The 23019-nt window shown below is 47.0% G+C and carries 30 protein-coding genes; 14 read left to right on the top strand and 16 right to left on the bottom strand.

Annotated features, from left to right (window positions below; all coding sequences use genetic code 11):
• Position 1: 1 nt before the first annotated feature.
• On the bottom strand, positions 2-1141 hold the full coding sequence (gene ribBA, locus Pas1_RS01420) for a bifunctional 3,4-dihydroxy-2-butanone-4-phosphate synthase/GTP cyclohydrolase II (protein WP_112294272.1): 1140 nt from the start codon (positions 1139-1141) through the stop codon (positions 2-4).
• A 128-nt stretch (positions 1142-1269) separates the two neighbouring features.
• Here ribBA and Pas1_RS01425 point away from each other — a divergent pair, with 128 nt between their 5' ends.
• From Pas1_RS01425 to Pas1_RS01450, 6 genes are all read left to right on the top strand, one after another.
• The gene (locus Pas1_RS01425; RefSeq protein ID WP_112203001.1) at positions 1270-1476 is read left to right on the top strand and encodes a type IV pilus modification PilV family protein; all 207 of its coding nucleotides are present in this window, start codon (positions 1270-1272) and stop codon (positions 1474-1476) included.
• Positions 1473-2120 (top strand): PilW family protein, encoded by a 648-nt coding sequence (locus tag Pas1_RS01430; protein WP_112294273.1) that lies wholly within the window; start codon positions 1473-1475, stop codon positions 2118-2120. The genes Pas1_RS01425 and Pas1_RS01430 overlap by 4 nt, the downstream gene beginning before the upstream one ends.
• A gap of 62 nt (positions 2121-2182) precedes the next feature.
• Positions 2183-2446: a hypothetical protein gene (locus tag Pas1_RS01435; protein ID WP_133256436.1), complete on the top strand. Its 264-nt coding sequence runs from the start codon at positions 2183-2185 to the stop codon at positions 2444-2446.
• Between the two features lie 4 nt (positions 2447-2450).
• A complete protein-coding gene (locus Pas1_RS01440; RefSeq protein ID WP_112295139.1) occupies positions 2451-2981 on the top strand; it encodes a pilus assembly FimT family protein in 531 nt (176 codons plus the stop codon).
• A gap of 18 nt (positions 2982-2999) precedes the next feature.
• Complete coding sequence (gene ribD / locus Pas1_RS01445) at positions 3000-4130, top strand: bifunctional diaminohydroxyphosphoribosylaminopyrimidine deaminase/5-amino-6-(5-phosphoribosylamino)uracil reductase RibD (protein WP_225971629.1); 1131 nt, start codon at positions 3000-3002, stop codon at positions 4128-4130.
• A gap of 25 nt (positions 4131-4155) precedes the next feature.
• On the top strand, positions 4156-4782 hold the full coding sequence (locus Pas1_RS01450) for a riboflavin synthase (RefSeq protein ID WP_112203007.1): 627 nt from the start codon (positions 4156-4158) through the stop codon (positions 4780-4782).
• Between the two features lie 33 nt (positions 4783-4815).
• Here the strand turns inward: Pas1_RS01450 and queC are convergent, their stop codons facing one another.
• From queC to tolQ, 7 genes are all read right to left on the bottom strand, one after another.
• A complete protein-coding gene (gene queC / locus Pas1_RS01455; RefSeq protein WP_112294275.1) occupies positions 4816-5556 on the bottom strand; it encodes a 7-cyano-7-deazaguanine synthase QueC in 741 nt (246 codons plus the stop codon).
• A 16-nt stretch (positions 5557-5572) separates the two neighbouring features.
• Positions 5573-6304 carry a tol-pal system protein YbgF gene (gene ybgF / locus Pas1_RS01460; protein WP_112294276.1) on the bottom strand — a complete coding sequence of 244 codons (732 nt, stop codon included), beginning with the start codon at positions 6302-6304 and terminating at the stop codon, positions 5573-5575.
• Complete coding sequence (gene pal, locus Pas1_RS01465) at positions 6304-6807, bottom strand: peptidoglycan-associated lipoprotein Pal (protein ID WP_112208814.1); 504 nt, start codon at positions 6805-6807, stop codon at positions 6304-6306. The genes ybgF and pal overlap by 1 nt, the downstream gene beginning before the upstream one ends.
• 96 nt (positions 6808-6903) lie before the next feature.
• Positions 6904-8199 (bottom strand): Tol-Pal system beta propeller repeat protein TolB, encoded by a 1296-nt coding sequence (tolB, locus tag Pas1_RS01470; protein ID WP_112294277.1) that lies wholly within the window; start codon positions 8197-8199, stop codon positions 6904-6906.
• A gap of 3 nt (positions 8200-8202) precedes the next feature.
• On the bottom strand, positions 8203-8994 hold the full coding sequence (locus tag Pas1_RS01475; protein ID WP_112203017.1) for an energy transducer TonB: 792 nt from the start codon (positions 8992-8994) through the stop codon (positions 8203-8205).
• Between the two features lie 13 nt (positions 8995-9007).
• Positions 9008-9427, bottom strand: coding sequence for a protein TolR (tolR, locus tag Pas1_RS01480; RefSeq protein WP_112203019.1), 420 nt, complete (start codon positions 9425-9427; stop codon positions 9008-9010).
• A gap of 9 nt (positions 9428-9436) precedes the next feature.
• Positions 9437-10093, bottom strand: coding sequence for a protein TolQ (gene tolQ, locus Pas1_RS01485; RefSeq protein WP_112203021.1), 657 nt, complete (start codon positions 10091-10093; stop codon positions 9437-9439).
• Between the two features lie 66 nt (positions 10094-10159).
• On the opposite strand from tolQ, the gene glyA reads away from it, so the two are divergent.
• Both glyA and nrdR read left to right on the top strand, forming a co-directional pair.
• Positions 10160-11410 carry a serine hydroxymethyltransferase gene (gene glyA, locus Pas1_RS01490; protein ID WP_112203023.1) on the top strand — a complete coding sequence of 417 codons (1251 nt, stop codon included), beginning with the start codon at positions 10160-10162 and terminating at the stop codon, positions 11408-11410.
• A 25-nt stretch (positions 11411-11435) separates the two neighbouring features.
• Positions 11436-11882, top strand: coding sequence for a transcriptional regulator NrdR (nrdR, locus tag Pas1_RS01495; protein ID WP_112203024.1), 447 nt, complete (start codon positions 11436-11438; stop codon positions 11880-11882).
• 6 nt (positions 11883-11888) lie between these two features.
• On the opposite strand, the gene Pas1_RS01500 is transcribed toward nrdR, so the two are convergent.
• The 7 genes from Pas1_RS01500 to Pas1_RS01530 all read right to left on the bottom strand — a co-directional run bounded on the left by Pas1_RS01500 (position 11889) and on the right by Pas1_RS01530 (position 17180).
• On the bottom strand, positions 11889-13115 hold the full coding sequence (locus tag Pas1_RS01500; RefSeq protein ID WP_112294278.1) for a dicarboxylate/amino acid:cation symporter: 1227 nt from the start codon (positions 13113-13115) through the stop codon (positions 11889-11891).
• A gap of 111 nt (positions 13116-13226) precedes the next feature.
• A complete protein-coding gene (gene adk, locus Pas1_RS01505) occupies positions 13227-13892 on the bottom strand; it encodes an adenylate kinase (RefSeq protein WP_112294279.1) in 666 nt (221 codons plus the stop codon).
• 101 nt (positions 13893-13993) lie between these two features.
• Positions 13994-14749, bottom strand: coding sequence for a 3-deoxy-manno-octulosonate cytidylyltransferase (gene kdsB, locus Pas1_RS01510; RefSeq protein WP_112294280.1), 756 nt, complete (start codon positions 14747-14749; stop codon positions 13994-13996).
• Between the two features lie 27 nt (positions 14750-14776).
• On the bottom strand, positions 14777-14956 hold the full coding sequence (locus tag Pas1_RS01515) for a Trm112 family protein (protein ID WP_112203030.1): 180 nt from the start codon (positions 14954-14956) through the stop codon (positions 14777-14779).
• A gap of 24 nt (positions 14957-14980) precedes the next feature.
• The gene (gene lpxK, locus Pas1_RS01520; RefSeq protein WP_112294281.1) at positions 14981-16072 is read right to left on the bottom strand and encodes a tetraacyldisaccharide 4'-kinase; all 1092 of its coding nucleotides are present in this window, start codon (positions 16070-16072) and stop codon (positions 14981-14983) included.
• A 23-nt stretch (positions 16073-16095) separates the two neighbouring features.
• Positions 16096-16557, bottom strand: a complete 462-nt coding sequence (locus Pas1_RS01525; protein ID WP_112294282.1) for an ExbD/TolR family protein — start codon at positions 16555-16557, stop codon at positions 16096-16098.
• Positions 16554-17180, bottom strand: coding sequence for a MotA/TolQ/ExbB proton channel family protein (locus Pas1_RS01530; RefSeq protein ID WP_112203036.1), 627 nt, complete (start codon positions 17178-17180; stop codon positions 16554-16556). Before Pas1_RS01530 ends, Pas1_RS01525 begins: the two co-directional genes overlap by 4 nt.
• A gap of 314 nt (positions 17181-17494) precedes the next feature.
• Between Pas1_RS01530 and xseA the strand changes: the two genes are divergently transcribed.
• Positions 17495-18697, top strand: a complete 1203-nt coding sequence (gene xseA / locus Pas1_RS01535) for an exodeoxyribonuclease VII large subunit (RefSeq protein WP_112294283.1) — start codon at positions 17495-17497, stop codon at positions 18695-18697.
• A gap of 53 nt (positions 18698-18750) precedes the next feature.
• A complete protein-coding gene (locus tag Pas1_RS01540) occupies positions 18751-19803 on the top strand; it encodes a nucleotidyltransferase family protein (protein ID WP_204881662.1) in 1053 nt (350 codons plus the stop codon).
• Positions 19804-19823: 20 nt separating this feature from the next.
• Here the strand turns inward: Pas1_RS01540 and murB are convergent, their stop codons facing one another.
• Positions 19824-20858, bottom strand: a complete 1035-nt coding sequence (murB, locus tag Pas1_RS01545) for a UDP-N-acetylmuramate dehydrogenase (RefSeq protein WP_112294284.1) — start codon at positions 20856-20858, stop codon at positions 19824-19826.
• A gap of 93 nt (positions 20859-20951) precedes the next feature.
• On the opposite strand from murB, the gene Pas1_RS01550 reads away from it, so the two are divergent.
• Genes Pas1_RS01550 through xerD form a run of 4 tightly spaced genes read left to right on the top strand, consistent with a single transcriptional unit; the run spans position 20952 to position 23001 of the window.
• The gene (locus Pas1_RS01550) at positions 20952-21437 is read left to right on the top strand and encodes a YajQ family cyclic di-GMP-binding protein (RefSeq protein ID WP_112203042.1); all 486 of its coding nucleotides are present in this window, start codon (positions 20952-20954) and stop codon (positions 21435-21437) included.
• A 60-nt stretch (positions 21438-21497) separates the two neighbouring features.
• Positions 21498-21800 (top strand): BrnT family toxin, encoded by a 303-nt coding sequence (locus Pas1_RS01555; protein WP_112294285.1) that lies wholly within the window; start codon positions 21498-21500, stop codon positions 21798-21800.
• On the top strand, positions 21784-22056 hold the full coding sequence (locus Pas1_RS01560; protein ID WP_112203046.1) for a BrnA antitoxin family protein: 273 nt from the start codon (positions 21784-21786) through the stop codon (positions 22054-22056). Before Pas1_RS01555 ends, Pas1_RS01560 begins: the two co-directional genes overlap by 17 nt.
• A gap of 39 nt (positions 22057-22095) precedes the next feature.
• Positions 22096-23001, top strand: a complete 906-nt coding sequence (gene xerD / locus Pas1_RS01565; protein ID WP_404824873.1) for a site-specific tyrosine recombinase XerD — start codon at positions 22096-22098, stop codon at positions 22999-23001.
• Positions 23002-23019: the final 18 nt, after the last annotated feature.

A 23019-nucleotide genomic window follows, 5' to 3' on the forward strand; every position in this document is an offset into this window, starting at 1 on the left:
ATTACGCTTTTTGATCAGGGGTAAAGGGAAGATAGCCTGTAACTTCTAGTTTATAGCCAGATAGGCTGGGGACAGGATTTGGTTTAGATAGTAAGCGCATTTTGCCAACACCTAAGTCTTTCAGAATTTGTGCACCAATGCCATAGCTGCGGAAATCCGTTTTACGAGTGAGCGCAGGATGAGTGCCAGCATGAGCAGTTTGATTAAGCTTGGTAAATTGAGACAGCCAGTCAGCATCATTGGGTGTCGCAATACCAGCAGCGTTGAGCAAAACGGCAACACCGCTAGAAGCATTGGCAAGAGTTTCTAGAGCTTTACCCAGTGGCCAAGAGTGGTTACTGTGATTGCCATCTAGAAAATCCAATACGGTAACTGGCTCGTGAACGCGTACTAAAGTTTCAACCGATTCGGTGGGCTTGCCTTTTACTAAAGCAATATGAATCGAGGAGCTAGGAGTATCGCGGTAAATGATTCCCTGAAAGCTGCCCCAGGGGGTAACAAACTCTCGCTCACCTTCGCGAAGCACAATACTTTCGTGTTGACTGCGATACTGAATTAAATCGGCAATACTACCAATCTTTAGTTGATGTTCTCTGGCAAATTCTAGGAGATCAGGTAGGCGTGCCATGCTGCCATCATCTTTCATGATTTCGCAAATCACAGCACTGGGAGAGCATCCCGCCATCGCAGCCAGATCGCAACCTGCTTCCGTATGACCAGACCGAATGAGTACGCCGCCAGGTTGGGCCATTAAGGGAAAGATATGTCCGGGTTGAACGAGATCATTCGGCTTGGCATTTTTAGCTACAGCTGTTTTGATGGTGAGTGCGCGATCCGCTGCAGAGATGCCAGTTGTCACTCCAGTTGCTGCTTCAATTGAGACCGTGAAGTTGGTGCCCATTGAGGTGCCGTTATCACGCACCATCAAGGGAAGGTTAAGTTGCTGGCAGTGTTCCCGGGTCAGGGTTAAGCAAATCAGGCCCCGCCCATGCTTAGCCATGAAGTTCACTGCTTCTGCACTGACATGGTCTGCAGCTAGAACGAGGTCACCTTCGTTTTCTCGGTCTTCTTCATCAACCAAGATCACCATCTTGCCAGCCCGTAGGTCGGCAACGATTTCATTTGTAGGGGCAAGCTTCATAGACATAGCCTGCTATTTTAAGCTCAGGGACCCTTGATTGCTTAGTCCTGCCCTAATATCCAGTCTTTCTGACAATCAGGGGGTCCTATCAGGGTAGCGGGGCGATTCTGTCCTTGGGAGAATGGCCTATGTTCTCTATCCTTAGCACCCCTAAAGCCAATGGCTTCATTTTGCTAGAGGTACTGCTAGCGATGAGTCTAATTGCAGGAGCATGGGTAGGCTTATGCAATCAATATCAAGTAATGGCTTTGCGCTTTGTTCAGTCGCAAGAAAAACGGGTACAAATTCGGGAGCAAATCAATCAGTTTGAAATATCCCAAGCCAAGTCTAAATGAGTTTGCTGGAATGCCTTATTAGTTTGGCAATCTCCCTGATTTTAATTACCCCAGTCATTCAAAGCAGTGGACAAATGGTTGTCAAACAGGCGCACTATCAAAAGACGCAACATTTAACCAATGAAGCAGATCGCGCTTTTGAGCTCATTGGTAGAGCGATTCGAATGGCGGGTTATCAAAATTGGGTATCGGCTGAGAATAAGATTAGACAAAAAACAGATCCCCAATGGATCGAGATTCAGAAGGGGCGTGGTTATAACCGTTCAGATGTACTCGTGATTCGTCATGAGATTGCGCACTCACCATCTTTAGGTGTTGATTTTGATTGCCTAGGCAACACATTGAGTCCAGAGCGAACTAAAAATCAGTTAGCACTACAAGGTTTTTTACTCGAGCGTCAGGCTGGTATTGCTAAGGGGGTCAAAGTTAACGACGGATCTCTCATGTGCCAATCCTTAGATCGTCATGCGCGCATTCAAAATACAACATTAATGAATGGCGTGAACTATTTAAGTATTGAGGAGCTGGGCCCAAAGCCAAATCTAGCTGGGCCTCGACTATTTAAGGTGCAATTAGAAATGACCGATGGTCATGCACTTAATCTGACATTCGAGCGCTATTTTGCGACTCGCAACACGCCATGATCATTGCCTGGATTTTATCGATTATTTTTTCTTTCTCTTCTTTGATTCTGTATTTAGAGAAAATGAATGCATTGGAACTCATTCAGACTCAAACTCAGTCTCAGAGTCAAGAAAAATTTATCCAAGCGGAGAAAATCATTCTGGATTGTCAAACAGATCTTATATTGGGGGCTTCTGATCATCATCCAAATTGTGACTTTCATTTTCTTCAGAAAAACTATTGGTTTATATCGACTATAGATAAACCCCAAATCGAAGTATTGGTCTTTTTTGATTCACAACAAGGCGTTCTCAAAAGATTGAACTGGCGACAGGCATTTGATTAAGTTAATGCGCTTGCAAAAAAATACAGAGCGGGGAAGTACATTACTTGAGATGATGGTTGTCACTCTCATCATTGCCATCATGTCGTGTATTAGTATTCCCTTGATTCAGGATTCTTTAGCTACCCGCCAACTAGAGTGGATCGCCCGGAGTTTTATTGAGCATGCCCACTTTGCTAGGCAGCAGGCTTTGTATCTGAGCGAGTCTGTCCAGATGACCCCTCGTATTGAGAATGACTGGAATAGCGGATGGGTAATCGAGTCCAGCGGCTCTAAAAAGGCTTGGTTTATGCAGGGCTCAATTGATCCCGTTTACTTTAAGGGTGGTGGTAAGCAATTTAGTGGTCCGAACACTTCTCAAAAAGGAATTATTTTTAATGCCGCTGGTGCAGCCAAAACAGCGCAGGGCGGCTTTGTCGCTAATCGCCTGATCTTGAGTCATAGGCGACGCTCAAATATAGAGCGGCACCTTATTCTGGGCAGTGGCGGGCGCTGGCGGATTTGCAATCCTCAGGTAGATTCCAAGGCTTGTCGCTAAATCGGTTTTAATAGAGCCATGAATCAAGTTAACCCCCAAGCGGATCAGCAATGGATGAGTGAAGCCTTGGCTGAGGCTCAAAAAGCCTTATACCTGGCTAATCCAAATCCCCGCGTAGGCTGCATCATTGTCAAAAATGGACAGGCGATTGGGCGCGGCCACACGCAGCAAGTAGGAGGTCCTCACGCTGAAGTACAAGCGCTCGCTGATGCGCATAGTCAGAGTATTGATCCAGCTGGTGCCACTGTATATGTCACCCTAGAGCCTTGCAATCACACTGGAAGAACTCCACCCTGCGTCGATGCGCTGATTGCTGCTAAGCCTCAAAAAGTGATTGTGGCGATGATTGATCCCAATCCCTTAGTTGCTGGCAAAGGAATCGAGCGGCTTCGCGCTGCTGGTATTGAAGTACAGAGCGGGCTAATGGAGACAGAAGCTGTAGCGCTAAATAAAGGATTTATTTCTCGGATGACACGCGGCTTACCTTGGGTGCGCCTCAAGATTGCTACCACTCTTGATGGCAAGACTGCTTTACCCAATGGGACAAGCCAATGGATTACTGGAGCACTAGCGCGCGCTGATGGACATCATTGGCGAGCTCAAGCCTGCGCTGTGCTCACCGGGGGCGGTACAGTAAAAGAAGACAATCCGACTTTGAATGTACGAGATGTTCAAACGCAAAGACAGCCCTGGAAAGTCATTGTGGATTCCAAGCTAGAAACGCCACTTAATGCCAAGCTCTTAGGAGGGATTGAGCAGTCTGGCGTGATCATCTTCTGTGCTCGGCTGCAATCAGCCGAGCAATTAGCGCATGCCAAAGCATTACGTGAGCGCGGCGTCGAAGTGATCGAGATGCCTAACGCATATGGCAAAGTTGATCTACCTAAACTCTTTGCTTACCTTGCCCAAGAGCGCCACATGAATGAAATTCATGTAGAAGCAGGCGCTAAATTAAATGGCTCTTTATTGCGTGAAGATTGTGTCGATGAGCTCTTGCTCTACTACGCTCCATTTTTCATGGGGGAGGGTTTAGGTATGGCCAGCCTTGCTGCAATCCATTCATTAAAAGATCACCAAGCTTGGCAACTGATTGATCAGGCTGCCTTTGATCCTGATATTCGTTTGCGCTATCAAAAACTGCTGAAGTAAATTACCCAGAAGATAAAATACAGCCATGTTTACCGGAATTATCACTGGCATTGGCCAAATTACAGATATCAAGCCGAAAGGGGATGGCTTGCACTTGCGTGTAGAGCTTTCTTCTTCAGAGGCTCACTTTTTAGACGATGTTGTATTGGGCGACAGTATTGCTTTGCAAGGTGCTTGCATGACGGTTACCGATAAGACAGCAAATTCGTTTGGCTTTGATGTCTCAAGAGAGTCGCTTAATAAAACAGTAGGCCTGGATCAACTGGGCTCTGTCAATCTAGAGAAGGCCCTGCGCTTTAATGATCGCTTGGGCGGGCATTTAGTGAGCGGGCATGTTGATGGTGTTGGTGAGGTCACCCACTTTGCGGCGCTTGCAAATGATGCTTATGGCTCCTGGTTGTTGAAGATTGCTGCACCAATAGACCTTGCCCCTTATTTAGCCTACAAAGGATCGATTGTGGTCAATGGTGTGTCTTTGACTGTGAATCTCGTTGAGGATGAAGCGAGCGCCTGTGTTGTCTCGATCAATATCATTCCCCACACTTTGCAACATACTACTTTGGGAAATCTTCAAGTGGGTAGTGCGGTTAATTTAGAAGTCGATCTGATTGCGCGCTATCTTGCGCGCATGCTAGAAGTAAAAGAGCGCTAAGATCTCATCCTTCATCTTTGGGCCTTTTCCCCGCTACTTATTTTGATAGCGCGTAGGATCTGTAACTTTCGCTTGCGCAAAGCCAGCCTGTCTGAGACGACAAGATTCACAGATACCACAAGCATGGCCCTCTGCATCAGCTTGATAACAAGAGACAGTTTGGGAGTAATCCACTCCTAGCGTAGTGCCTAAGTGAATGATTTCTGCTTTACTCATCTGAATAATCGGTGCGTGCACCCGAAAGCGATTGGCATGATTGCTTGCCTCAACACCTGCCTTAGTGGCGAGGTTGGCCATGCTCTCAAAAGCAGCAACATACTCTGGGCGACAATCGGGATAGCCAGAATAATCCACTGCATTAGCGCCATAGAAAATATCTAAGCCACCTAAAGCCTCAGCCCAGCTCAGAGCCAGCGAAAGCAAAATCGTATTGCGAGCAGGCACATAGGTGACGGGGATTTCATCGGCCTTGCTTGGGGTGAGAGGTAGGGCAATTGAAGCGTCTGTTAAAGCGGATCCACCAAAGCGCGTGAGATCCAACTGCACCACTTCATGTGCAAGTACGCCCATCTGCTTAGCAATGAGTTTGGCAGCAGCTACTTCTGAAGAATGACGTTGACCATAACTTACTGAGAGCACATAGGGCGCGTAGCCGAGATCTTTAGCCAGCGCGAGAATGGTGGTGGAGTCTAGACCACCCGAAAATAGAATCACTGCAGGAGCATGCGGAGTACGCGGCGCTAAGTGATCAAAAGCAGCAGAAAGGCTAGACATAGAGGCCGATCAGAAACTATTTAGTCGCGCTTAATAATTGCTGCGCATCTTTAGCCGCATCAGTATCGGGATACTTGGCAATGATGTCGCTAAAAGTTTTCTTGGCTGCCGCCTTATTACCGCTCTCGAGTTGACAGTTTCCTAGAGTGACCATCGCTGCTGCAATGCGAGGGTGGTTGGGGTATTTTTTAATCAGGGTCTGGAGTTGACTGATAGCGCCAGCATAATCCTTATTAGCGTATTTACTATTGCCGCCCCAGTAGAGTGCGAGGGGTAAATAAGGGCTGTTCGGATACTTGCGGGTGAAAGCGGTAAAGCCATCATCGGCCTTTTTGAGATTGCCTGCCTGAAACGCCTTGAGGGATTCATCGTAAGCTTTTTTCTCGCCCGGTTGTACTATGCCGCTCACACTCTCAATCGTTGTGCTGCGAGGCTCAAAGTTGCCGAGCCGATTATCTAAGTCTTGATAGTAAGTTTTCTGACTATTGCCAATTTCTTCCGCTTGCTTTTCTAACTCTTCGACCTTGCCTCGTAACTCAGCGTTATCAGCCTTGAGTTTTTCGATCTGCCCCTGCAAATCAAGTTGGGTTGTTGCGAGCGACTTGCGTAAATCCAAAATTGCTTTACGTGCCTCATCATCAGAGAAGAGCGCCCAAGCGCTAGAAGAGGCAGTCAAGCAAATGACAGCACTACTTAAACAAAACGCTCGTAAGAGCGTTTGTTTGAAAGAGTCATGCAACTTCATCATTAGTTAGTGATGTAAACAATGTCAGCACGGCGGTTTTCAGCCCAAGCTGATTCAGTATCACCTTCAGCCTTGGGTTTCTCTTTACCAAAACTCACAGCTTCCATCTGAGCATCAGGAACACCCATGAGCGCTAAGGCTTTGCGAACTGCATCAGAACGACGTTGACCTAGAGCCAAGTTGTACTCTGCAGTACCGCGATCGTCGGTATTGCCTTGAATAATAATTTTCTGTTCTGGGTGCGCTTTGAGATAGCCAGCGTGAGCGGAGAGCATATTTTGGTATTTGGTCTGGACGGTATATTCATCAAAGCCAAAGTAAACACTTTTTTCAAATAATGGGCTCTTAGGATCATTCCAAGGCTGCGAACTAAAGTTCCCATTGCTAGAGCCTCCGTCAACATCGTCTAACTTAACGCTAGAGCAGCCCACCAAAAAAGTTGCTGACAGAGCAGCTAAACCCAAAAGAAGTGAAGTTGTAAAACGACGTGTGATAGAGATTGTCATGGGGATTTCCTTTTCCTACAAATGAGCTAATACCCCATATTATGCCCCTAAAAAGGTGAATTGCAGCCTCCCATTGACTCCCTCAATGCTGAACCGCTAGTCCATAAAAGGACCCCAGGATGGCTGACGAATGTCCGATCCTGGAATGGTGAGCACTTGCTTGGAATTGCCATCTACCGAAACTGCAGCCAGGACGCGCTTGCCATTGACCTTGGTGGAGTAAAGGAGATAGCGGCCATTGGCGGCGAAAGAAGGAGATTCATCGCTCGTGCCATCAGTGAGGGCTTGACTATCCCCGGTAGCTAAATTGACGATATAGAGTCGATAGGCGCCACCGATATTAGCGATGTAAGCTAGATATTTTCCATCGGGGGAGATGCGAGGTGAGGTTACAAAACCCTGTTTGTAACTGATGCGTTTGACACCCTCAACCTGTTCCCCTTCCGCGCTCATGCGATAGATCTGGGGACTACCACCACGATCACTTGTGAAATAAATATAACGGCCATCTGGTGAATACTGGGGTTCAGTATCAATTGTGTAACCGCGACTGAGGCGATGCAGGCCACTACCATCACTATTAATGCCGTAGATCTGCGTGTTGCCATCTTTAGAAAGTGAGATCGCTAATTGCTTCCCATCGGGAGTCCAAGCTGGCGCGCTGTTATTACCCTTTTGATTGGAGAGCATCACCCGTTTGCCAGTAGCCAACTCGTGCACATAAATCACGGGCTTACGATCTTCAAAAGAAACATAGGCTACTTTCTTACCATCAGGTGACCATGACGGTGAAATGATTGGGTCTGCACTATTGAGCGCATTACGAATATTTTGACCATCGGCATCGGAAATGACTAAGCGATAGCGCTTACCATCTTTGATCACATACGACAAGCGAGTTGAAAAGACACCACGCTCACCAAGTAGTTTATACACAATGTCGTCGGCAATCTTATGAGCAGCAGCACGTAAATTATCGGCACTTGAATTGATATCCAATCCACCCAGAGCCTGACTCTTACGAATATCAAAGAGTTTGTAATGAATCTCAAACTGAGAAGGACCGGTTTGCTCAACTGACCCGACTACTAAAGCATCGGCTCCACGTGCCGCCCAAGATTTATAGTTTGGCGTCCCGTTGGGGTTCTCGGTAGCATTACCGTTCTCAGTATTTTTAAAGTAACCACTGCGTAGTAAATCTTGGCGAATGATTTCAGTAACACTGGTGGGTAATTTATTTTCATCCTGAAAGCGCATGACAGCAATCGGATACAAAGATTGGCCGACACCGGTAATCTCGATATTCATTTGAGCAATTGCACTTGCAGAGATTCCCAAGCCACAGATGGCAATTGTTGAGTAAGCAATCCATTTTTTTACAAACTGCAACATGCGTTAATCCTTGGGTTTGAATGTCAATTTGACTTGGCGTTGTGGAATTTTGCCACTGTCATCTTTCGGAAGGCTTTGTGCGCGTGAGAGCGCCAGGAGGACGGCGCGATCCCAGGCTTCAATTCCGCTCGAAGTCATGATGCTGGTACTCAAAATGGCACCATCTGGAGCAAGATCGACTTTAATGACAGCCGCAGGATTGCCGCTCACTGACTCTGCGTTAAACACAATTAAGGGTTTGACTTTCTTAATGACCTTATCGGTCCAGCCGGGAGGAGCGTTGCCACCGCCACCAACACCGCTACCAGAAGTTCCACCACTGCCGCCTTCAGCGCCTGCAGCAGCGCGTAAGCGAGCAAGTTGATCGGCACGGACTTTTTCGGCTGCAGCATTGGCCTTGACTTCTGCGGGCGAGAGCGCTTTAGGCGTGTCAGCCTGCTTTACTGCCGGTTTTTCTGGAGGGGGAATGGGTTTGGGTTTAACCACTTCTTTCGCAGGTTCTTTTTTCGGGAGCTCTTTTTCTAATTTCTTTTTCTTGATCGCAATATCAGCCGCCTCTTCTTTGGCCTCAGTTTTGATCTCGGGTGTAGCGGGAGTATTGACTTGAGGAACGGCGTCCCACAGCTCAACTTCTACACCAGCAGGAGTAGAGCTGCGCCACTGGATACCAATCATGAGAAAAGCGAGTAAACCTAAGTGAGCAATGAGCGAAAACGTGAGTGCCCGCTTAGTGCTTTCAGTTTTACCAAAGCGATAGCGAGAAAACGACTGGTTTGAAAGTGGCGCGCTATTCATGATGAGAATAAGGCTATTGACTCTTGACTGCTAAGCCAACGCGTTTAACACCGTTTTCTTTGAGTTTAGACATCACATCCATCACCACCTCGTATTTGACAGACTTATCTGCTGCCAATACTAAGGGTTGATCCGGGGATCGTTCTGCTTGATTGCGTGCAAAGCTACCCAACTCCATTTTGCTTAGCGTCTGCGTTGATTCACCATCTTTGCGCACGATGATATTTTCATCGGCATCGATTGTGAGAAACACGGGAGGTAGGGCCTGCACTTTAGCGCCACCAACAGTGGGCAAATTCACGATACCAGGATTCACCATGGGCGCTGTGACCATGAAGATCACGAGCAATACCAGCATCACATCAATGTAGGGAACGACATTGATATCGGACATCGCCCGACGCTTGCTGGTGCGAAAAGAAGATTTAGCCATGAGTATGAATTAACGACCGGCTACTTGGCGTTGCAAAATATTAGTGAACTCTTCAATGAAGGTTTCAAACCGAATCGCTAAGCGATCTACATCTGTTGCATAACGGTTGTATGCAATCACTGCAGGAATCGCTGCAAACAAACCAATAGCAGTTGCCACCAATGCTTCGGCAATTCCAGGAGCGACTGCAGACAGGGTTGCATTTTGCACATTGGCTAAACCTCTGAAGGCATGCATGATGCCCCATACGGTGCCAAACAAACCAATATAAGGAGATACTGATCCGACAGATGCCAGAAATGGAAGATTGGCCTCTAACATATCCATCTCACGTTGATAAGTCGCTTTCATGGCGCGGCGCGCTGCATCGATTTCTTTGAACTTGAGAAACTCTTGCATACCTGCTTCAAAAATATGTTCGAGCACAGCATCGCTACGCGTATTGCGCTGGGCCGCTTCTAAAAGTGTGCCCAGATCTCCGCCAGACCAGAAGTCGCGCTCAAAGCGCTCGGTATCGCGCCTGACGCCGCTCAAAATGGCCCCTTTTTTGAAAATAATGGTCCAAGAGGCAATCGACATACCAAGCAATAAGAGCATCACAAGTTGCACTAGGGTGCTGGCATCGAGGACAAGGGAGAGAAAGGAAAGGTCTTGAGTAGGGTTCATGGGGGATTTTGTATGATGTAGGGGTAGATTTTACTTAAGCAGTCCAATTACATCAGGATTATCACCATGTTTGACCGTCAAAACACCTTAGCCAAGACTGACCCCGAATTATGGGCCGCCATTACCGATGAGAATCGCCGTCAAGAAGACCATATTGAGCTCATAGCTTCTGAGAACTATACCTCTCCAGCGGTCATGCAGGCTCAAGGCTCCCAGTTGACTAATAAGTACGCTGAGGGCTATCCCGGCAAGCGCTATTACGGTGGTTGTGAGTTTGTCGATGTGGCTGAGCAGTTGGCGATTGATCGGGTCAAGCAACTCTTTGGTGCAGAGGCAGCGAATGTACAACCCCATTGCGGTGCATCAGCTAACCAAGCGGTCTTTTTAGCCTTTCTAAAGCCCGGCGACACCTTTATGGGAATGAGCTTGGCTGAAGGGGGTCACTTGACTCACGGTATGCCTTTAAATATGAGTGGTAAATGGTTCAATCCGATTGCCTATGGTTTAGATAAAAATGAAGTGATCGACTACGAGCAGATGGAACGTTTGGCTCGTGAGCACAAGCCTAAATTAATTATTGCTGGCGCTTCTGCTTACTCGCTTCAAATTGACTTTGAGCGCTTTGGCAAAATTGCTAAAGAAGTGGGCGCAATTTTTATGGTGGACATGGCGCACTATGCAGGTTTGATTGCTGCAGGTGTTTATCCCAATCCATTACCGCATGCAGACATTGTGACTTCCACGACCCATAAGGGTTTGCGTGGTCCTCGCGGCGGCATCATTCTGATGAAAGCCGAGCATGAAAAAGCCATTAACTCCGCAGTCTTTCCTGGCTTACAAGGCGGTCCTTTAATGCATGTGATTGCAGGTAAAGCCACTGCTTTTAAAGAAGCGCTTGAGCCTAGCTTTAAAGACTACCAAAAACAAGTCATTGCCAATGCCAAAGCCTTGGCTGAAACGCTTACCGAGCGTGGACTGCGCATCGTGTCTGGCCGCACCGAATCGCATGTGATGTTGGTTGATCTGCGCGCTAAGAAAATGACGGGTAAAGAAGCGGAGCGTATTTTGGGCGAAGCGCATATTACTTGCAATAAGAATGGCATTCCGAATGATCCAGAAAAACCCATGGTAACGAGCGGTATTCGTTTGGGCTCACCAGCGATGACCACGCGCGGCTTTAAAGAAGCCGAAGCTAAGCAAGTCGGTCATCTGATTGCCGATGTTTTAGACAATCCCCATGATGCAAACAATATCGCTCAGGTGCGCGCGAGGGTCACTGAGTTGACTAAGCGTTTTCCAGTCTATAGCGCAAGCTAATTCATTTAGTTAAAAGAGAACATTCTTGCGCTGCCCTTTTTGCCATAACGACGATACTCAGGTAATGGATACCCGGGTATCCGATGAAGGCGATACCAATCGGCGTCGTCGGCGTTGTGCTAAATGCGATAAGCGCTTTACGACCTATGAGCGTGTGGAGTTGGCGCTTCCTGCCATTGTTAAGAAAAACGGTAGCCGTGTAGATTACAACCATGACAAATTAGTCGGATCCATTAAGCTGGCATTACGCAAACGCCCAGTTTCTTCTGATTCGGTTGAAGAAGCCATTACCCGGATTGAAGAAAAACTGCTGAGCCTTGGTGAAAAAGAAATTCCGAGTGAGCGGGTGGGTGAGCTGGTAATGCGTGAACTTAAGCGCTTAGATAAAGTCGCCTACATTCGCTTTGCTTCGGTCTACCGCAGCTTTGCCGACATTGAATCGTTTGAGAGTGCTCTTAAAGAACTCAAGTAGCACGCTCTAAGATAGCTCGCCTTCCCATTTAGAGATGACTGCAGTGGCCATGCCATTGCCCAGCACATTAGTGGCCGAGCGCGCCATATCTAAAAAGTGATCCACACCCAGAATCAGCAAGATGCCCGCCTCAGGCAAATGAAACTGTGACAGCGTTGCTGCAATCACCACTAAGGACGCTCTGGGCACTCCTGCGATCCCTTTGGATGTGACCATCAGGACTAAGAGCATTAGTAGTTGCTGTGAAGTCGACATCTCAATACCGTAGACCTGCGCAATGAAAATTGCTGCAAAGGTGCAATACATCATTGAGCCATCTAAATTGAATGAGTAGCCTACTGGCAAAACAAAAGAGGCAATCTTATTTTTGCAACCAAAGCGCTCGAGTTGCTCAAGAGTTAATGGGTAGGCGGCTTCAGAGCTAGCAGTTGTAAAGGCGAGTAAGGCAGGCTCACGCAGCATCCAGGCCAGTTTAAGTGCGCGCTTTTTGAGAAAGATCGCGCTAATTGCAATGATCACAATCCAGAGAACTACGATGGCAGCATAAAAGCTAAACATAAACTTGCCATACGTGAGCAAAATCGATAAGCCGTTTTCAGCAACCACAGATGAGACTGCAGCAAAGACGGCAACGGGTGCGAACTTCATGACCGCTGTCGTAATTTTGAGCATGATGTGCGAGAGCATATCGAGATTGCGTATGAATTCTGCGGCGCGCTCACCAAAGCTGGCTGCAGCTACTCCAAAAAAGACCGAGAAAACCACGATTTGTAAGATCTCATTTTTAGCCATCGCATCCATGATGCTGGTGGGGAAGATGTGTTTTACAAAGTCAGGAAGATTAAGACCACCTTTATTAATCGAGCTGCTAGCTGCAACATCCGGCAAGGCTAAATCCAGGCCAACTCCAGGATGCAGTAAATTCACCATCACGAGTCCGAGCAGCAAAGAAACCGTCGACATTGAAATAAACCAAGCAAAGGTTTTCAAGCCTACGCGGCCAATGGTTGAGGCATCACCCATGCGCGCAATGCCTACTGCCATAGTGGCAAAGACCAAGGGTGCAATGATCATTTTGATCAGGCGTAAAAAGACGTCGGTCAATATCGAAATATAGGTCACATACTGTACAGAAAACCCCGAATCAGCCCCATGCCTATTCACGAGGTAGCCCACCAGGATGCCTAAAAGCATGGCGCCCAAAATATAGTTTGTGAGTTTGGTAGAAGTCATTTGAAGATCATAACCTTACTCAATGTCGACCCGGTTAATCTTGCGTGGCAATAAAAAAAGACCTGCAATTGCAGGTCTTTTGAGATGCTTGTTACTAATCCATAAAAAGATTTATTTCAGCTCGGCAAAAATTGCAGTGGTGATGTCCTCTACGCTACCGGTGCCATTGACTTTGCGATAGGCGGGCGCCTTGACTTTATCGCTGCTATTACTTTGTTTAGCCCAGCTCGAGTAATACTCAACCAAAGGACGAGTCTGGTCGTTATAGACTTGTAAGCGCTTACGGACAGTTTCTTCTTTGTCATCATCGCGCTGAATTAAGGGCTCGCCAGTTGCATCATCCACGCCTGCAACTTTAGGTGGATTAAATTTAATGTGATAGGTGCGTCCAGAAGCAGGGTGCACTCGGCGCCCACTCATGCGATCAATAATGGCATCAAAGGGAACATCAATCTCTAAAACATAATCAATCGGAACTCCCGCATCTTTCATAGCCTGTGCTTGCGGAATGGTTCTAGGAAAGCCATCAAACAAATAGCCTTTGGCACAATCGGGCTGAGTTAAGCGATCTTTAACCAAGCCAATAATGATGTCATCGGACACGAGGCCACCCGCATCCATAATTTTCTTGGCAGCGATACCCAACTCAGTACCGGCTTTAACGGCAGCGCGCAACATATCACCAGTCGAGATTTGTGGAATCCCAAATTGCTTACAAATAAATTGTGCTTGCGTTCCTTTTCCAGCACCAGGTGCACCGAGCAGAATTAAGCGCATTGTGTTTTCCCCTTATTAGAATTGCATTGTCCCGTATTTTTTCGGGATCGTTTATGGCTTCTGACTAGGATTATCCCCGAGAAAAGCGGGGAATTGGCTCTTTAAAACGCCTGGCGAATGCGCTCTAGGTCTTCTGGTGTGTCGACCCCTGTTGGTGGTGCCTGAGGGGCGATATGGACTGCAATCTGGTAACCATACCAAAGTGCACGCAGTTGTTCTAGTGCCTCAGCTTGCTCTGAAGGGGCCGGCTTGAGACGAGTGTAAGCCTGTAAAAACGTCGCTCGGTATGCATAAATGCCGATATGACGAAGATGCAGTTGGCTGGGCAATTGTGTATCTGAATCTCGCACAAACGGAATCGGTGCTCGTGAAAAATACAAAGCATGACCCGCGCGATTGAGAACTACCTTCACGACATTCGGATTAGCAATTTCCTCTAAATCAGTGATAGTTACTGCAACGGTCGAGATGGCGCAATTGGTATTACTAGAAAGCGTTTGCGCTACATGATTAATGAGCTCTGGTGGAATCGCGGGTTCATCGCCTTGGACGTTAACAACTAAAGTCTGTTCTGGTAGTTTGAGTAGATGGGCGACTTCAGCAATGCGATCAGTACCGGTTGGATGGTCCTCACGTGTGAGAATGCATTCAATTTGATGGGACTTGCAAGCGGCCAAAATTTCAGCAGAGTCGGTGGCGACCAGCACTTTCTTAGCCTGCGATTTTTTTGCCTGCTCAGCAACGCGCACAACCATCGGTTTACCAGCAATATCGGCAAGCGGTTTACGCGGTAAGCGAGTCGATCCCAGTCTTGCGGGAATGACGACCAGAAATTCAGGGCTTGTGGCAGAAGTCAACGTAATCGGCTCTAGAGTAGTAATGCCTTAGATCACTTCATCAGGCGCAAGAGCGCGCGCTTCATCGATGATCATCACTGGAATATCTTCCCGAATCGGATACGCCAAGCGATCAGCTTTACAGATGAGCTCATGCTTTTGGGTATTGAGCGTCAGTGCACTTTTACAGAGTGGGCAAACCAAAATTTCGAGTAGGCGTTTATCCATGGTAATTCTCAATTCATTAATAGATTACAAAGTGTAGCGGTTCGGATCGGGTCTGTGCAAAATGGTTTGCAACCACTCGAGCAAATCTTCTGGAATATTGAGGTGCATGGGTATTACCCAAATGCGAGCATCGTTAATATCCTTACATTTTACGGCGTCTTTTTCGGTAATCAGAATGCAATCGGCATCAATTTTTTGAAAAAATTCAGGAGTAAAGCTGCTGTGATCAGGTAGACCAATGCCTTTAATCTTTAAACCATGTTTTTCCAGATCACTAAAAAAGCGCTTGGGATTACCAATCGCAGCTACTGCTGTAATGCGAGTTCGCCCTGGTTTACCAGAGTAAGCCAGACTCATATCATCAAGCGTTTTATAGGCCTGTGGGTTATTGAGTTGATAGGGTCTACCAAAATGGGGGCGGAGGGTAAAAGCGCGGCGACCTAAAAAATATTCATCTGCTTTGGCAGTAAGCGATGCAGCGCTACCCATTATCAGAGTCGCATCGCGCTCGCGGGTCAGGGGTTCACGAAGGGGGCCTGCTGGTAATAAAAATCCATTGCCCTCACCACGTTGATCACGGACCACAAACTCTACATCGCGACCGCCTTCACGCGCTGGCCAGCGGACTAAACCCGAGTGCTGTAAGCCATCATCGCTAATGATCACATTCACTTCGGGGTATGCGTGTAATAAAGCGGCAATACTTTGCTTGCGCTTGGGATACACATAAAGCGGAAATTGATTATTGGTGCGTTTAGCAATTAAGACGGGTTCATCGCCCACCAGTGTGGGGTCTGAATCACTGGTCACTAGCATTGGCGCAGTTTGCGTATCGGCGCCATAGCCGCGACTAATGATTCCAGGATGCCAGCCAAGCTCAGACAAGCGCTCGGCGAGTGAGATTACGATCGGGGTTTTGCCGGTGCCACCCACCCGAATATTGCCCACGATGATGATCGGTACGCGCGCAGTCTTTTTACCAGTCAGATCAAATTCATTTAGGAGTTTGCGTAGACGCAGTAATTGCCCAAACAAAAAAGAGAGAGGCCAGAGTAAAAGACTGGTAGGGCCACGACGCTCCCAGAAGGCTGGAGCCTTGCTAAACATTTTGGGCATGCGCTTTTGCGTTCGCTCTTGAATTATTTCTTGGTTTGAGTGCTAAAGACAATATTCGAGAGATTAGCATCTCTTGCAGCTTCTAGGGCGCTCATGACGGCTTGATGCGGCGCTCTGGCATCAGCATCAATAGATACTTGCATATCCTTGTTGGGGCTATCTTGGTTGAGTATGGCAGCCAGCTGACTGCGCTCAGTAACTCGGCCATTGATGGCAAAGCGTCCATCACTACTGACGGCTACATGAATTTGTTTGGTCTGGCTAGCGTTATCACTGCCGTTAGCAGTTGGCAGGGAAATAGCGAGCTCTTGGTAATGGGTAAAGGTAGTTGAGATCATTAAAAAAATCAGAACTACCAAGAGCACATCAATAAACGGAATGAGATTAATCTCGGGCTCAGGACTTTGAGTACGAGCATTCAAACCTAAAGAGAAGCCCCCTTTTTGGGTGGCTGTTTTAATGGCCAAGTTCGAAAGCCAACTCATTGGGTAAAGAGTTTTTTAAATAACTGGCGAGTAAATTCTTCACACTCGCGTTGACGCTGGTTAGCTATCGCACGCAAACCTCGCCAGGCTGCCAAAGCCGGAATCGCAATCAGTAGGCCAAAGGCCGTGTTGTAGAGCGCCACAGAGATGCCGTGCGCAAGTTGTTGAGGGCTGGCTGCTCCGCCATTGATTGCGCCTTGACTGCCAAAGATCTCAATCATGCCCACCACGGTGCCAAAAAGACCCAGGAGCGGCGCAACGGTCGCGATGGTAGCCAAGGCTCCAAGATAACGCTCAAGCTTATGCCAGGTCGCCTGGGCAATGGCTTGTAATTCTTCTAAGGCTGCCTCATTTGATGCGCCAGAGATTCTCTCTTGTAAAACCCCTGCTAGGAGTGGCATGGCTGGTGAAAGCCGAGCAAGGCGCTCGATTTCTGAGCTGGGAACCGTTTTGCCAGATTCGAGCTGACTGGCTAGGGTGAAGGCAGTTTCCAGTGAGCCGGAGGGGAAGATCTGAATTTTGCGCAAATACCAGGCTCGCTCAATGACAATGGCAAGCCCAAGAATAGAAATGATGAGAAGTGGCCAAATCGGCCAGCCAGCAGACAATAAGATGGTGTACATAGACTGGTACTTTAGCCCAATTGCCTTATCCCTTTCTGAAAGCTGCCCTGTGGATAACTCTGTGCAAAACTTTTCTAAGGCCTTGATCTCGGTCAAGAATCGACATTTTCTTGGATAGATTGATGGGATCTGATCCCGTTTAGAGAGACAAATTTAATTAATATAAATCAATGGCTTATAGAGCTACTGTTGGAATAATGCGACGCACTGGGTCAGCGATTACTTACATTGACTTTGGTCTATTGGCTCTAATATGGGTCTGTGGATAGTTTATGGGCAGCAAAGCCTCATAGTTTGAGAACACGCGAGAAAAAATGTCGGAAATATCAAGGGAAGTCCTGTCGGTTGGCGATCTAAACCGCGCCATTGCAAGCTCATTAGAGGCGCAATTCGATACCGTCTTGGTGAGCGGGGAGATTTCTAACTTCAAGGCATATGACAGCGGACACTGGTATTTCTCATTAAAAGATGATGAAGGGCAAATTCGCTGCGTGATGTTTCGGGGGCGTAATAGCCAGGTGGGCTTTATGCCCCAATCTGGAGATTTGGTTGAAGTCAGTGCCAGTTTAGGGATGTATGTGCCGCGAGGTGATGTGCAGCTGACCATTCAAGGTTTACGTAAAGCGGGCATGGGCGGCTTATACGAAGCCTTTCTTAAACTCAAAGCCAAACTCACTAAAGAAGGTTTATTTGATCTAGAGCGTAAACGTGAGATTCCAAGTCATCCGCGTGCGATTGGCATCATCACTTCTCCACAAGCAGCGGCGCTCAAAGATGTGCTCAGCACCCTCCAAAGAAGAAGTCCACATATCCCGATTGTGATTTATCCCACGCTCGTGCAAGGCCCTGATGCGCCTGCTGGAATTATTTCTGCTATTCAGAACGCCAATCAAGAAGCAGCGGTTGATGTGATCTTGTTGGTTCGGGGAGGCGGGAGCATTGAAGATCTGTGGGCCTTTAATGATGAGCAGCTCGCTTACGCCATTGCAGGCTCAGTCATACCGATTGTCAGTGGCGTAGGGCACGAGACCGATGTCACCATTGCAGACTTTGTCGCCGATCTGCGGGCGCCAACCCCAACCGGGGCAGCAGAGCTCTCAGCACCCCGTAAAGATCAATTGCTGCAAGAGTTAGCAACAATTGAGCAAGCACTCTATCAGCGCTTAATGCAGCGCGTTGAGCGTGAAGCCCAAACCTTAGATCAATTGGCGCTCAGACTCTCCCATGCGTTGCCTAATCCTGATCGGATGCGTGAGCAAATCACTTCATGGCAGACCCGTTTGCAACAAGCGTGGTCAGTACAAATCGATAATTTCAAGCGCAACCAAAATCACTATCAATTGCAACTCGAGATGCTCAATCCCCAGCGCACCCTAGAGCGGGGCTATGCCGTGATTCTGAATCCAGCAATGCAAGCGATCCGCAAGCCCCAAGACTTAAATACGCAAAACCAGTTTGAAGTACGCTTAGCAGATGGGTCTTCTCAAGTTCGATTTAAGGATTTAAATCCCCTGTAATGCTTACTATCTTTGAGTTATTATACAAGTAATTATTTTGTATAATAACCAAAATGACGAACAAAATCCTCTACAAGCCACTCTCCTTGTCCGCACAAACGGCTTATGCTGAGCTGCAGGACCAATTACGCATTCAGGCAATTGACAGATTGCGGGCCTTGCCAGGAGCATTTCACCGTCAGTTGCAAAAAGGCCGTTCTTACGTTTATTACGGCTATCGCGACATTGATGGCCGTGGGCGTATGGCATATTTGGGGCCTGAAAATGAGCGTGTTTTAGAGTTGATAGAGAGCCGTAAAAAAGTAAAAGAGGGCTCTATTCAGGATCAAACGCAAAAATTGACTGCTTCAGCTCAAGCTTTGGGTTGTATGGGTACGCTTCAAAAACATTTTCGTGTCATCAACCGACTTGAGCAATATGGATTTTTTAGTGCAGGGGGGATTTTAATTGGCACCCACGCATTTTTAGCGATGGGTAATATGCTGGGGGTGCAATGGACATCTGCACAGCAAACAATGGATGTCGATTTTGCTCATGCAGGTAATAATGTTTCGATTGCCTTGGCTGCCAATATGAAGATTTCTGTTCATGATGCTCTGAGTTCATTGGAGATGGGTTTACTGCCGATTGCAGAGTTCTCTGGCAAAACAGGGGCTCAGTACCGTAATCCCCTAGACCCGGAACTGCGTCTGGATTTTGTTACTGCCGAAACTCGTAGCGGAGGCCCAGTTGTTCTGCCTGAACTAGGCCTTGCACTCGAGTGTTTAAAATTTATGGAGTTCTCTTTGGTTGATACAACCCAGGCAGTTCTTCTGAGTAAGCAAGGTGCTTGTATAGTGAATATTCCTTCACCAGAGCGCTACGCAGTGCATAAGTTAATTGTTTACGGGGAGAGGCCCAATAGCGATCGTGTAAAAGCAAATAAAGATCTCATGCAGGCCGCTGCTATTTTTCAAGTGCTGTCTGATAATGGGCAAATAGAGTTAATTAGGAGAGCTTGGCGCAACGCTGAAGAACGTGGACCAGGATGGAAAAAAAGACTCAATCAGGGTAAGTCGGCGCTCTTAAAACAATATCCAGAACTATTAAAGATCAGTAACGCGTAATTTCTATTGACCGGATTAATTTAAAAAATATTTGGCTCTATCTGCAACTGCACCCCAAAGGTTTCTTGCACCTTGTCTTGAATCTGTTTTGCTAGACCAAGAATATCTTGAGCGCTACCGCCACCATAGTTCACTAAGACCAAGGCCTGTTTGTTGTAGACCCCTACAGGCCCTATTCGTTTGCCTTTGAAGCCGCATTGATCAATCAGCCAGCCTGCTGCCAGCTTACGCTGACCTACTGCATCTGGAAAAGACACTATTGCGGGATATTGCTTTGCTAGCTCGGTGCATTGCGCTTCACTGACAATCGGGTTCTGAAAAAAACTGCCTGCATTACCCAAGACTTTAGGATCAGGCAATTTGCTCGAGCGTATGGCACAAACGGCATTGAAAATTTCTAGTGGGGTGGGGCTCTGATTGGAAAACTGTTTTGCTAGTTCAGCGTAAGTCAATTTTGGGGCCCAGGCTTTTGGAAGTTTAAAAGTGACTTGGGTGATGATGAAACGATTGGGATTCTGTTTGAAGTAACTATCGCGATAAGCAAACTCACACTCGCGATTACTCAAAGTAACAAAGCCGTTTTTTTCAGTATCAAAAGCCTGCACGTTCTCAATAAAGTGAGCGACTTCCAAGCCATAAGCGCCAATATTTTGAATTGGAGAGGCGCCTACGGTTCCTGGAATAAGGGCAAGGTTTTCCATTCCGGGAAAACCTTGCGCAAGAGTCCACTGTACAAAATCGTGCCAATGTTCACCAGCACCTACTCGAATCAATGTCTCTGTTCTATCGCTAGAAATAACTTCTCTGCCAGCAATATCGATTAAAAGGGTGATCCCAGGCAATACGCTTGGAAGAACCACATTACTGCCTCCCCCTAAGACTTGCCAAGGCAGGCCATGAGCTTTGATGTCTTGTAAAAGCAAAGGAATTTGCTCGGATTTGGAAATCACAATCGCTTGCTCAGCGTAGGACTCGATTCCTAAGGTATTGCGCTGCAAGAGCCCAAGCTTTGGCGTGCAGTTGGCAAGGGTTGTGCTTGATGAGGGCAAGTTCATGCCACAATCTTATTCGTCTTCGGCGTTTTGGGAAAAAAATCCCAGAAAATGCTAAAAAAGTGCAAAGTTAAAGTATTCATACAGGAGTGAAAAATGCCCTCATTTGATGTGGTTTGTGAACCCGATATGGTTGAACTTAAAAATGCCATTGAGCAGTCCAATAAAGAAATCGCCAATCGCTTTGACTTCAAAGGTTCGGATAGCCGAGTCGAGCAAAAAGATGAAGCCCTCATTTTGTATGGCGATGATGACTTTAAATTGGGTCAGGTCAGAGATGTGCTGGTTGGTAAGATGGCCAAGCGCAACGTCGATGTGCGTTATCTGAAAGACGATAAGACCGAGACGATTGGTGGCGATAAGCGCAAGCAAACCATGAAGATCCAAAAAGGCATTACCTCAGAGTTGTCTAAAAAAGTCGTTCGCATCATTAAAGATAGCAAGATCAAAGTGCAAGCCAGTATTCAAGGTGACGCTGTGCGCGTCACTGGTGGTAAGCGCGATGATCTACAAGAAGTGATGACTATGTTGCGTAAAGAAGTTACTGAGGCGCCACTGGGTTTTAATAATTTCCGTGACTAAGGCATTGGAGGTTTGACCACTTTACTTGGTGGGTTATGTATATTATAGTAATATACATAAATGATTGATTTTGAGCTAATATTAGGGCTCCAGTGGGACGCAGGAAATGCTTATAAAAATAAGGATAAGCATGGTGTATCGCAGGTGGAGGCTGAAGAGATCTTTTTTAATCAGCCGCTATTGATTCAGGATGATGCTAAACACAGTATTGGGGAAAGTCGATTTCTTGCTCTGGGTATCACTGCAGATGGTAAACAGTTATCGGTAATTTTTACCTTGAGGGTTCAAAGCAGCTTGATCCGTGTGGATTCAGCAAGGCCGATGAGCAAGAAAGAGAGGGAATTTTATGAAAAAGTCCAATAAAGTAATTCCACAATTTAAGAGCGAGAAAGAGGAGCGCGCATTCTGGGAAAAGAATGATGCTTCAGAATATTTTGATTTATCCAAAGCGGTACGTGTGGTCATGCCCAATCTAAAACCAACTACAGCCTCAATTTCTTTGCGCTTATCTCAAAGTTTTCTAGAGGGGATTAAATTACAAGCAAATAAAATGGATGTGCCTTATCAGTCGCTTATGAAAGTCTGGCTAGCTGAAAAACTAGAAGAGGCAACCAAATAAGGAAGGTTGTTAATCCGCTTTTTAAGGTTGAACACCTTGATTAATCAATCAAGCCAACAAGCCATCGACCAATTTTGCGATGCTTGTTGGTTAGAAGATGGCCTTTCCCAAAACAGCCTAGCGGCCTATCGACGTGACTTACTGCTCTTTGCGCAGTGGCTCTATTTGCAAAATAGCAAAATCGATTTATACGGCGTAGGTGAAAAAGAACTCACTGCCTATATTGCTTCTAAGCGCAGTGACAAGGCGACTACGGCTAATCGACGCTTAACCGTCTTTAAAAGGTTTTACCGTCATGCGCTGCGCATGAATTTAGTGAAGGCAGATCCTTGTTTGGGATTGCGTGCCGCTAAGCAAGCCTTGCGTTTTCCGAAGACACTCTCCGAGGCGCAAGTCACTGATTTACTCAATGCCCCAGATATTGATACGCCTTTGGGACTGCGGGATCGCACGATGTTAGAGCTCATGTATGCCAGTGGCCTGCGTGTTTCTGAAATCGTTTCCTTAAAAACGATTGCCATAGGCTTGAATGAAGGCGTTGTGAGGGTGGTAAACGGTAAGGGCGGTAAAGAACGTCTTGTGCCTTTTGGAGCAGAAGCAGGGCAGTGGTTGCGTCGATATTTGGCCGATGCCAGAACTTCGATTCTGGAAGGTAAAACCAGTGATGCCGTTTTTATTGGGCGTCATACGGGCGGGGCGCTGACACGCCAAGCCTTTTGGGCCTTAATTAAACGCTATGCATTACAAGCCAATATTCCTGTGGCTTTATCACCGCACACCTTAAGACACGCATTTGCAACGCATTTACTCAATCATGGTGCGGATTTGCGGGTCGTACAACTCTTATTGGGACATGCTGATATTTCGACGACCCAGATCTATACCCATGTAGCGCGTGAACGCCTGAAATCGATTCATCAGCAGCACCATCCGCGTGGTGCGTGAGCATAAGTGGTTAAGATA

The organism is Polynucleobacter paneuropaeus, from assembly GCF_003261235.1.
GTDB classification, from domain to species: domain Bacteria; phylum Pseudomonadota; class Gammaproteobacteria; order Burkholderiales; family Burkholderiaceae; genus Polynucleobacter; species Polynucleobacter paneuropaeus.

Coding starts and splice junctions, on each gene's coding strand:
- Pas1_RS01450 (WP_112203007.1), top strand. CDS start 4,156: ATGTTTACCGGAATTATCACTGGCATTGGCCAAATTACAGATATCAAG.
- pal (WP_112208814.1), bottom strand. CDS start 6,807: ATGACAATCTCTATCACACGTCGTTTTACAACTTCACTTCTTTTGGGT.
- Pas1_RS01515 (WP_112203030.1), bottom strand. CDS start 14,956: ATGGATAAACGCCTACTCGAAATTTTGGTTTGCCCACTCTGTAAAAGT.
- ybgF (WP_112294276.1), bottom strand. CDS start 6,304: ATGATGAAGTTGCATGACTCTTTCAAACAAACGCTCTTACGAGCGTTT.
- ribD (WP_225971629.1), top strand. CDS start 3,000: ATGAATCAAGTTAACCCCCAAGCGGATCAGCAATGGATGAGTGAAGCC.
- Pas1_RS01435 (WP_133256436.1), top strand. CDS start 2,183: ATGAATGCATTGGAACTCATTCAGACTCAAACTCAGTCTCAGAGTCAA.
- Pas1_RS01530 (WP_112203036.1), bottom strand. CDS start 17,180: ATGTACACCATCTTATTGTCTGCTGGCTGGCCGATTTGGCCACTTCTC.
- Pas1_RS01500 (WP_112294278.1), bottom strand. CDS start 13,115: ATGACTTCTACCAAACTCACAAACTATATTTTGGGCGCCATGCTTTTA.
- ribBA (WP_112294272.1), bottom strand. CDS start 1,141: ATGAAGCTTGCCCCTACAAATGAAATCGTTGCCGACCTACGGGCTGGC.
- Pas1_RS01540 (WP_204881662.1), top strand. CDS start 18,751: ATGACGAACAAAATCCTCTACAAGCCACTCTCCTTGTCCGCACAAACG.
- queC (WP_112294275.1), bottom strand. CDS start 5,556: ATGTCTAGCCTTTCTGCTGCTTTTGATCACTTAGCGCCGCGTACTCCG.
- Pas1_RS01430 (WP_112294273.1), top strand. CDS start 1,473: ATGAGTTTGCTGGAATGCCTTATTAGTTTGGCAATCTCCCTGATTTTA.
- Pas1_RS01475 (WP_112203017.1), bottom strand. CDS start 8,994: ATGAATAGCGCGCCACTTTCAAACCAGTCGTTTTCTCGCTATCGCTTT.
- tolR (WP_112203019.1), bottom strand. CDS start 9,427: ATGGCTAAATCTTCTTTTCGCACCAGCAAGCGTCGGGCGATGTCCGAT.
- tolQ (WP_112203021.1), bottom strand. CDS start 10,093: ATGAACCCTACTCAAGACCTTTCCTTTCTCTCCCTTGTCCTCGATGCC.
- murB (WP_112294284.1), bottom strand. CDS start 20,858: ATGAACTTGCCCTCATCAAGCACAACCCTTGCCAACTGCACGCCAAAG.
- Pas1_RS01560 (WP_112203046.1), top strand. CDS start 21,784: ATGAAAAAGTCCAATAAAGTAATTCCACAATTTAAGAGCGAGAAAGAG.
- Pas1_RS01425 (WP_112203001.1), top strand. CDS start 1,270: ATGTTCTCTATCCTTAGCACCCCTAAAGCCAATGGCTTCATTTTGCTA.
- adk (WP_112294279.1), bottom strand. CDS start 13,892: ATGCGCTTAATTCTGCTCGGTGCACCTGGTGCTGGAAAAGGAACGCAA.
- Pas1_RS01440 (WP_112295139.1), top strand. CDS start 2,451: ATGCGCTTGCAAAAAAATACAGAGCGGGGAAGTACATTACTTGAGATG.
- xseA (WP_112294283.1), top strand. CDS start 17,495: ATGTCGGAAATATCAAGGGAAGTCCTGTCGGTTGGCGATCTAAACCGC.
- glyA (WP_112203023.1), top strand. CDS start 10,160: ATGTTTGACCGTCAAAACACCTTAGCCAAGACTGACCCCGAATTATGG.
- lpxK (WP_112294281.1), bottom strand. CDS start 16,072: ATGCCCAAAATGTTTAGCAAGGCTCCAGCCTTCTGGGAGCGTCGTGGC.
- Pas1_RS01550 (WP_112203042.1), top strand. CDS start 20,952: ATGCCCTCATTTGATGTGGTTTGTGAACCCGATATGGTTGAACTTAAA.
- Pas1_RS01525 (WP_112294282.1), bottom strand. CDS start 16,557: ATGAGTTGGCTTTCGAACTTGGCCATTAAAACAGCCACCCAAAAAGGG.
- Pas1_RS01555 (WP_112294285.1), top strand. CDS start 21,498: ATGATTGATTTTGAGCTAATATTAGGGCTCCAGTGGGACGCAGGAAAT.
- tolB (WP_112294277.1), bottom strand. CDS start 8,199: ATGTTGCAGTTTGTAAAAAAATGGATTGCTTACTCAACAATTGCCATC.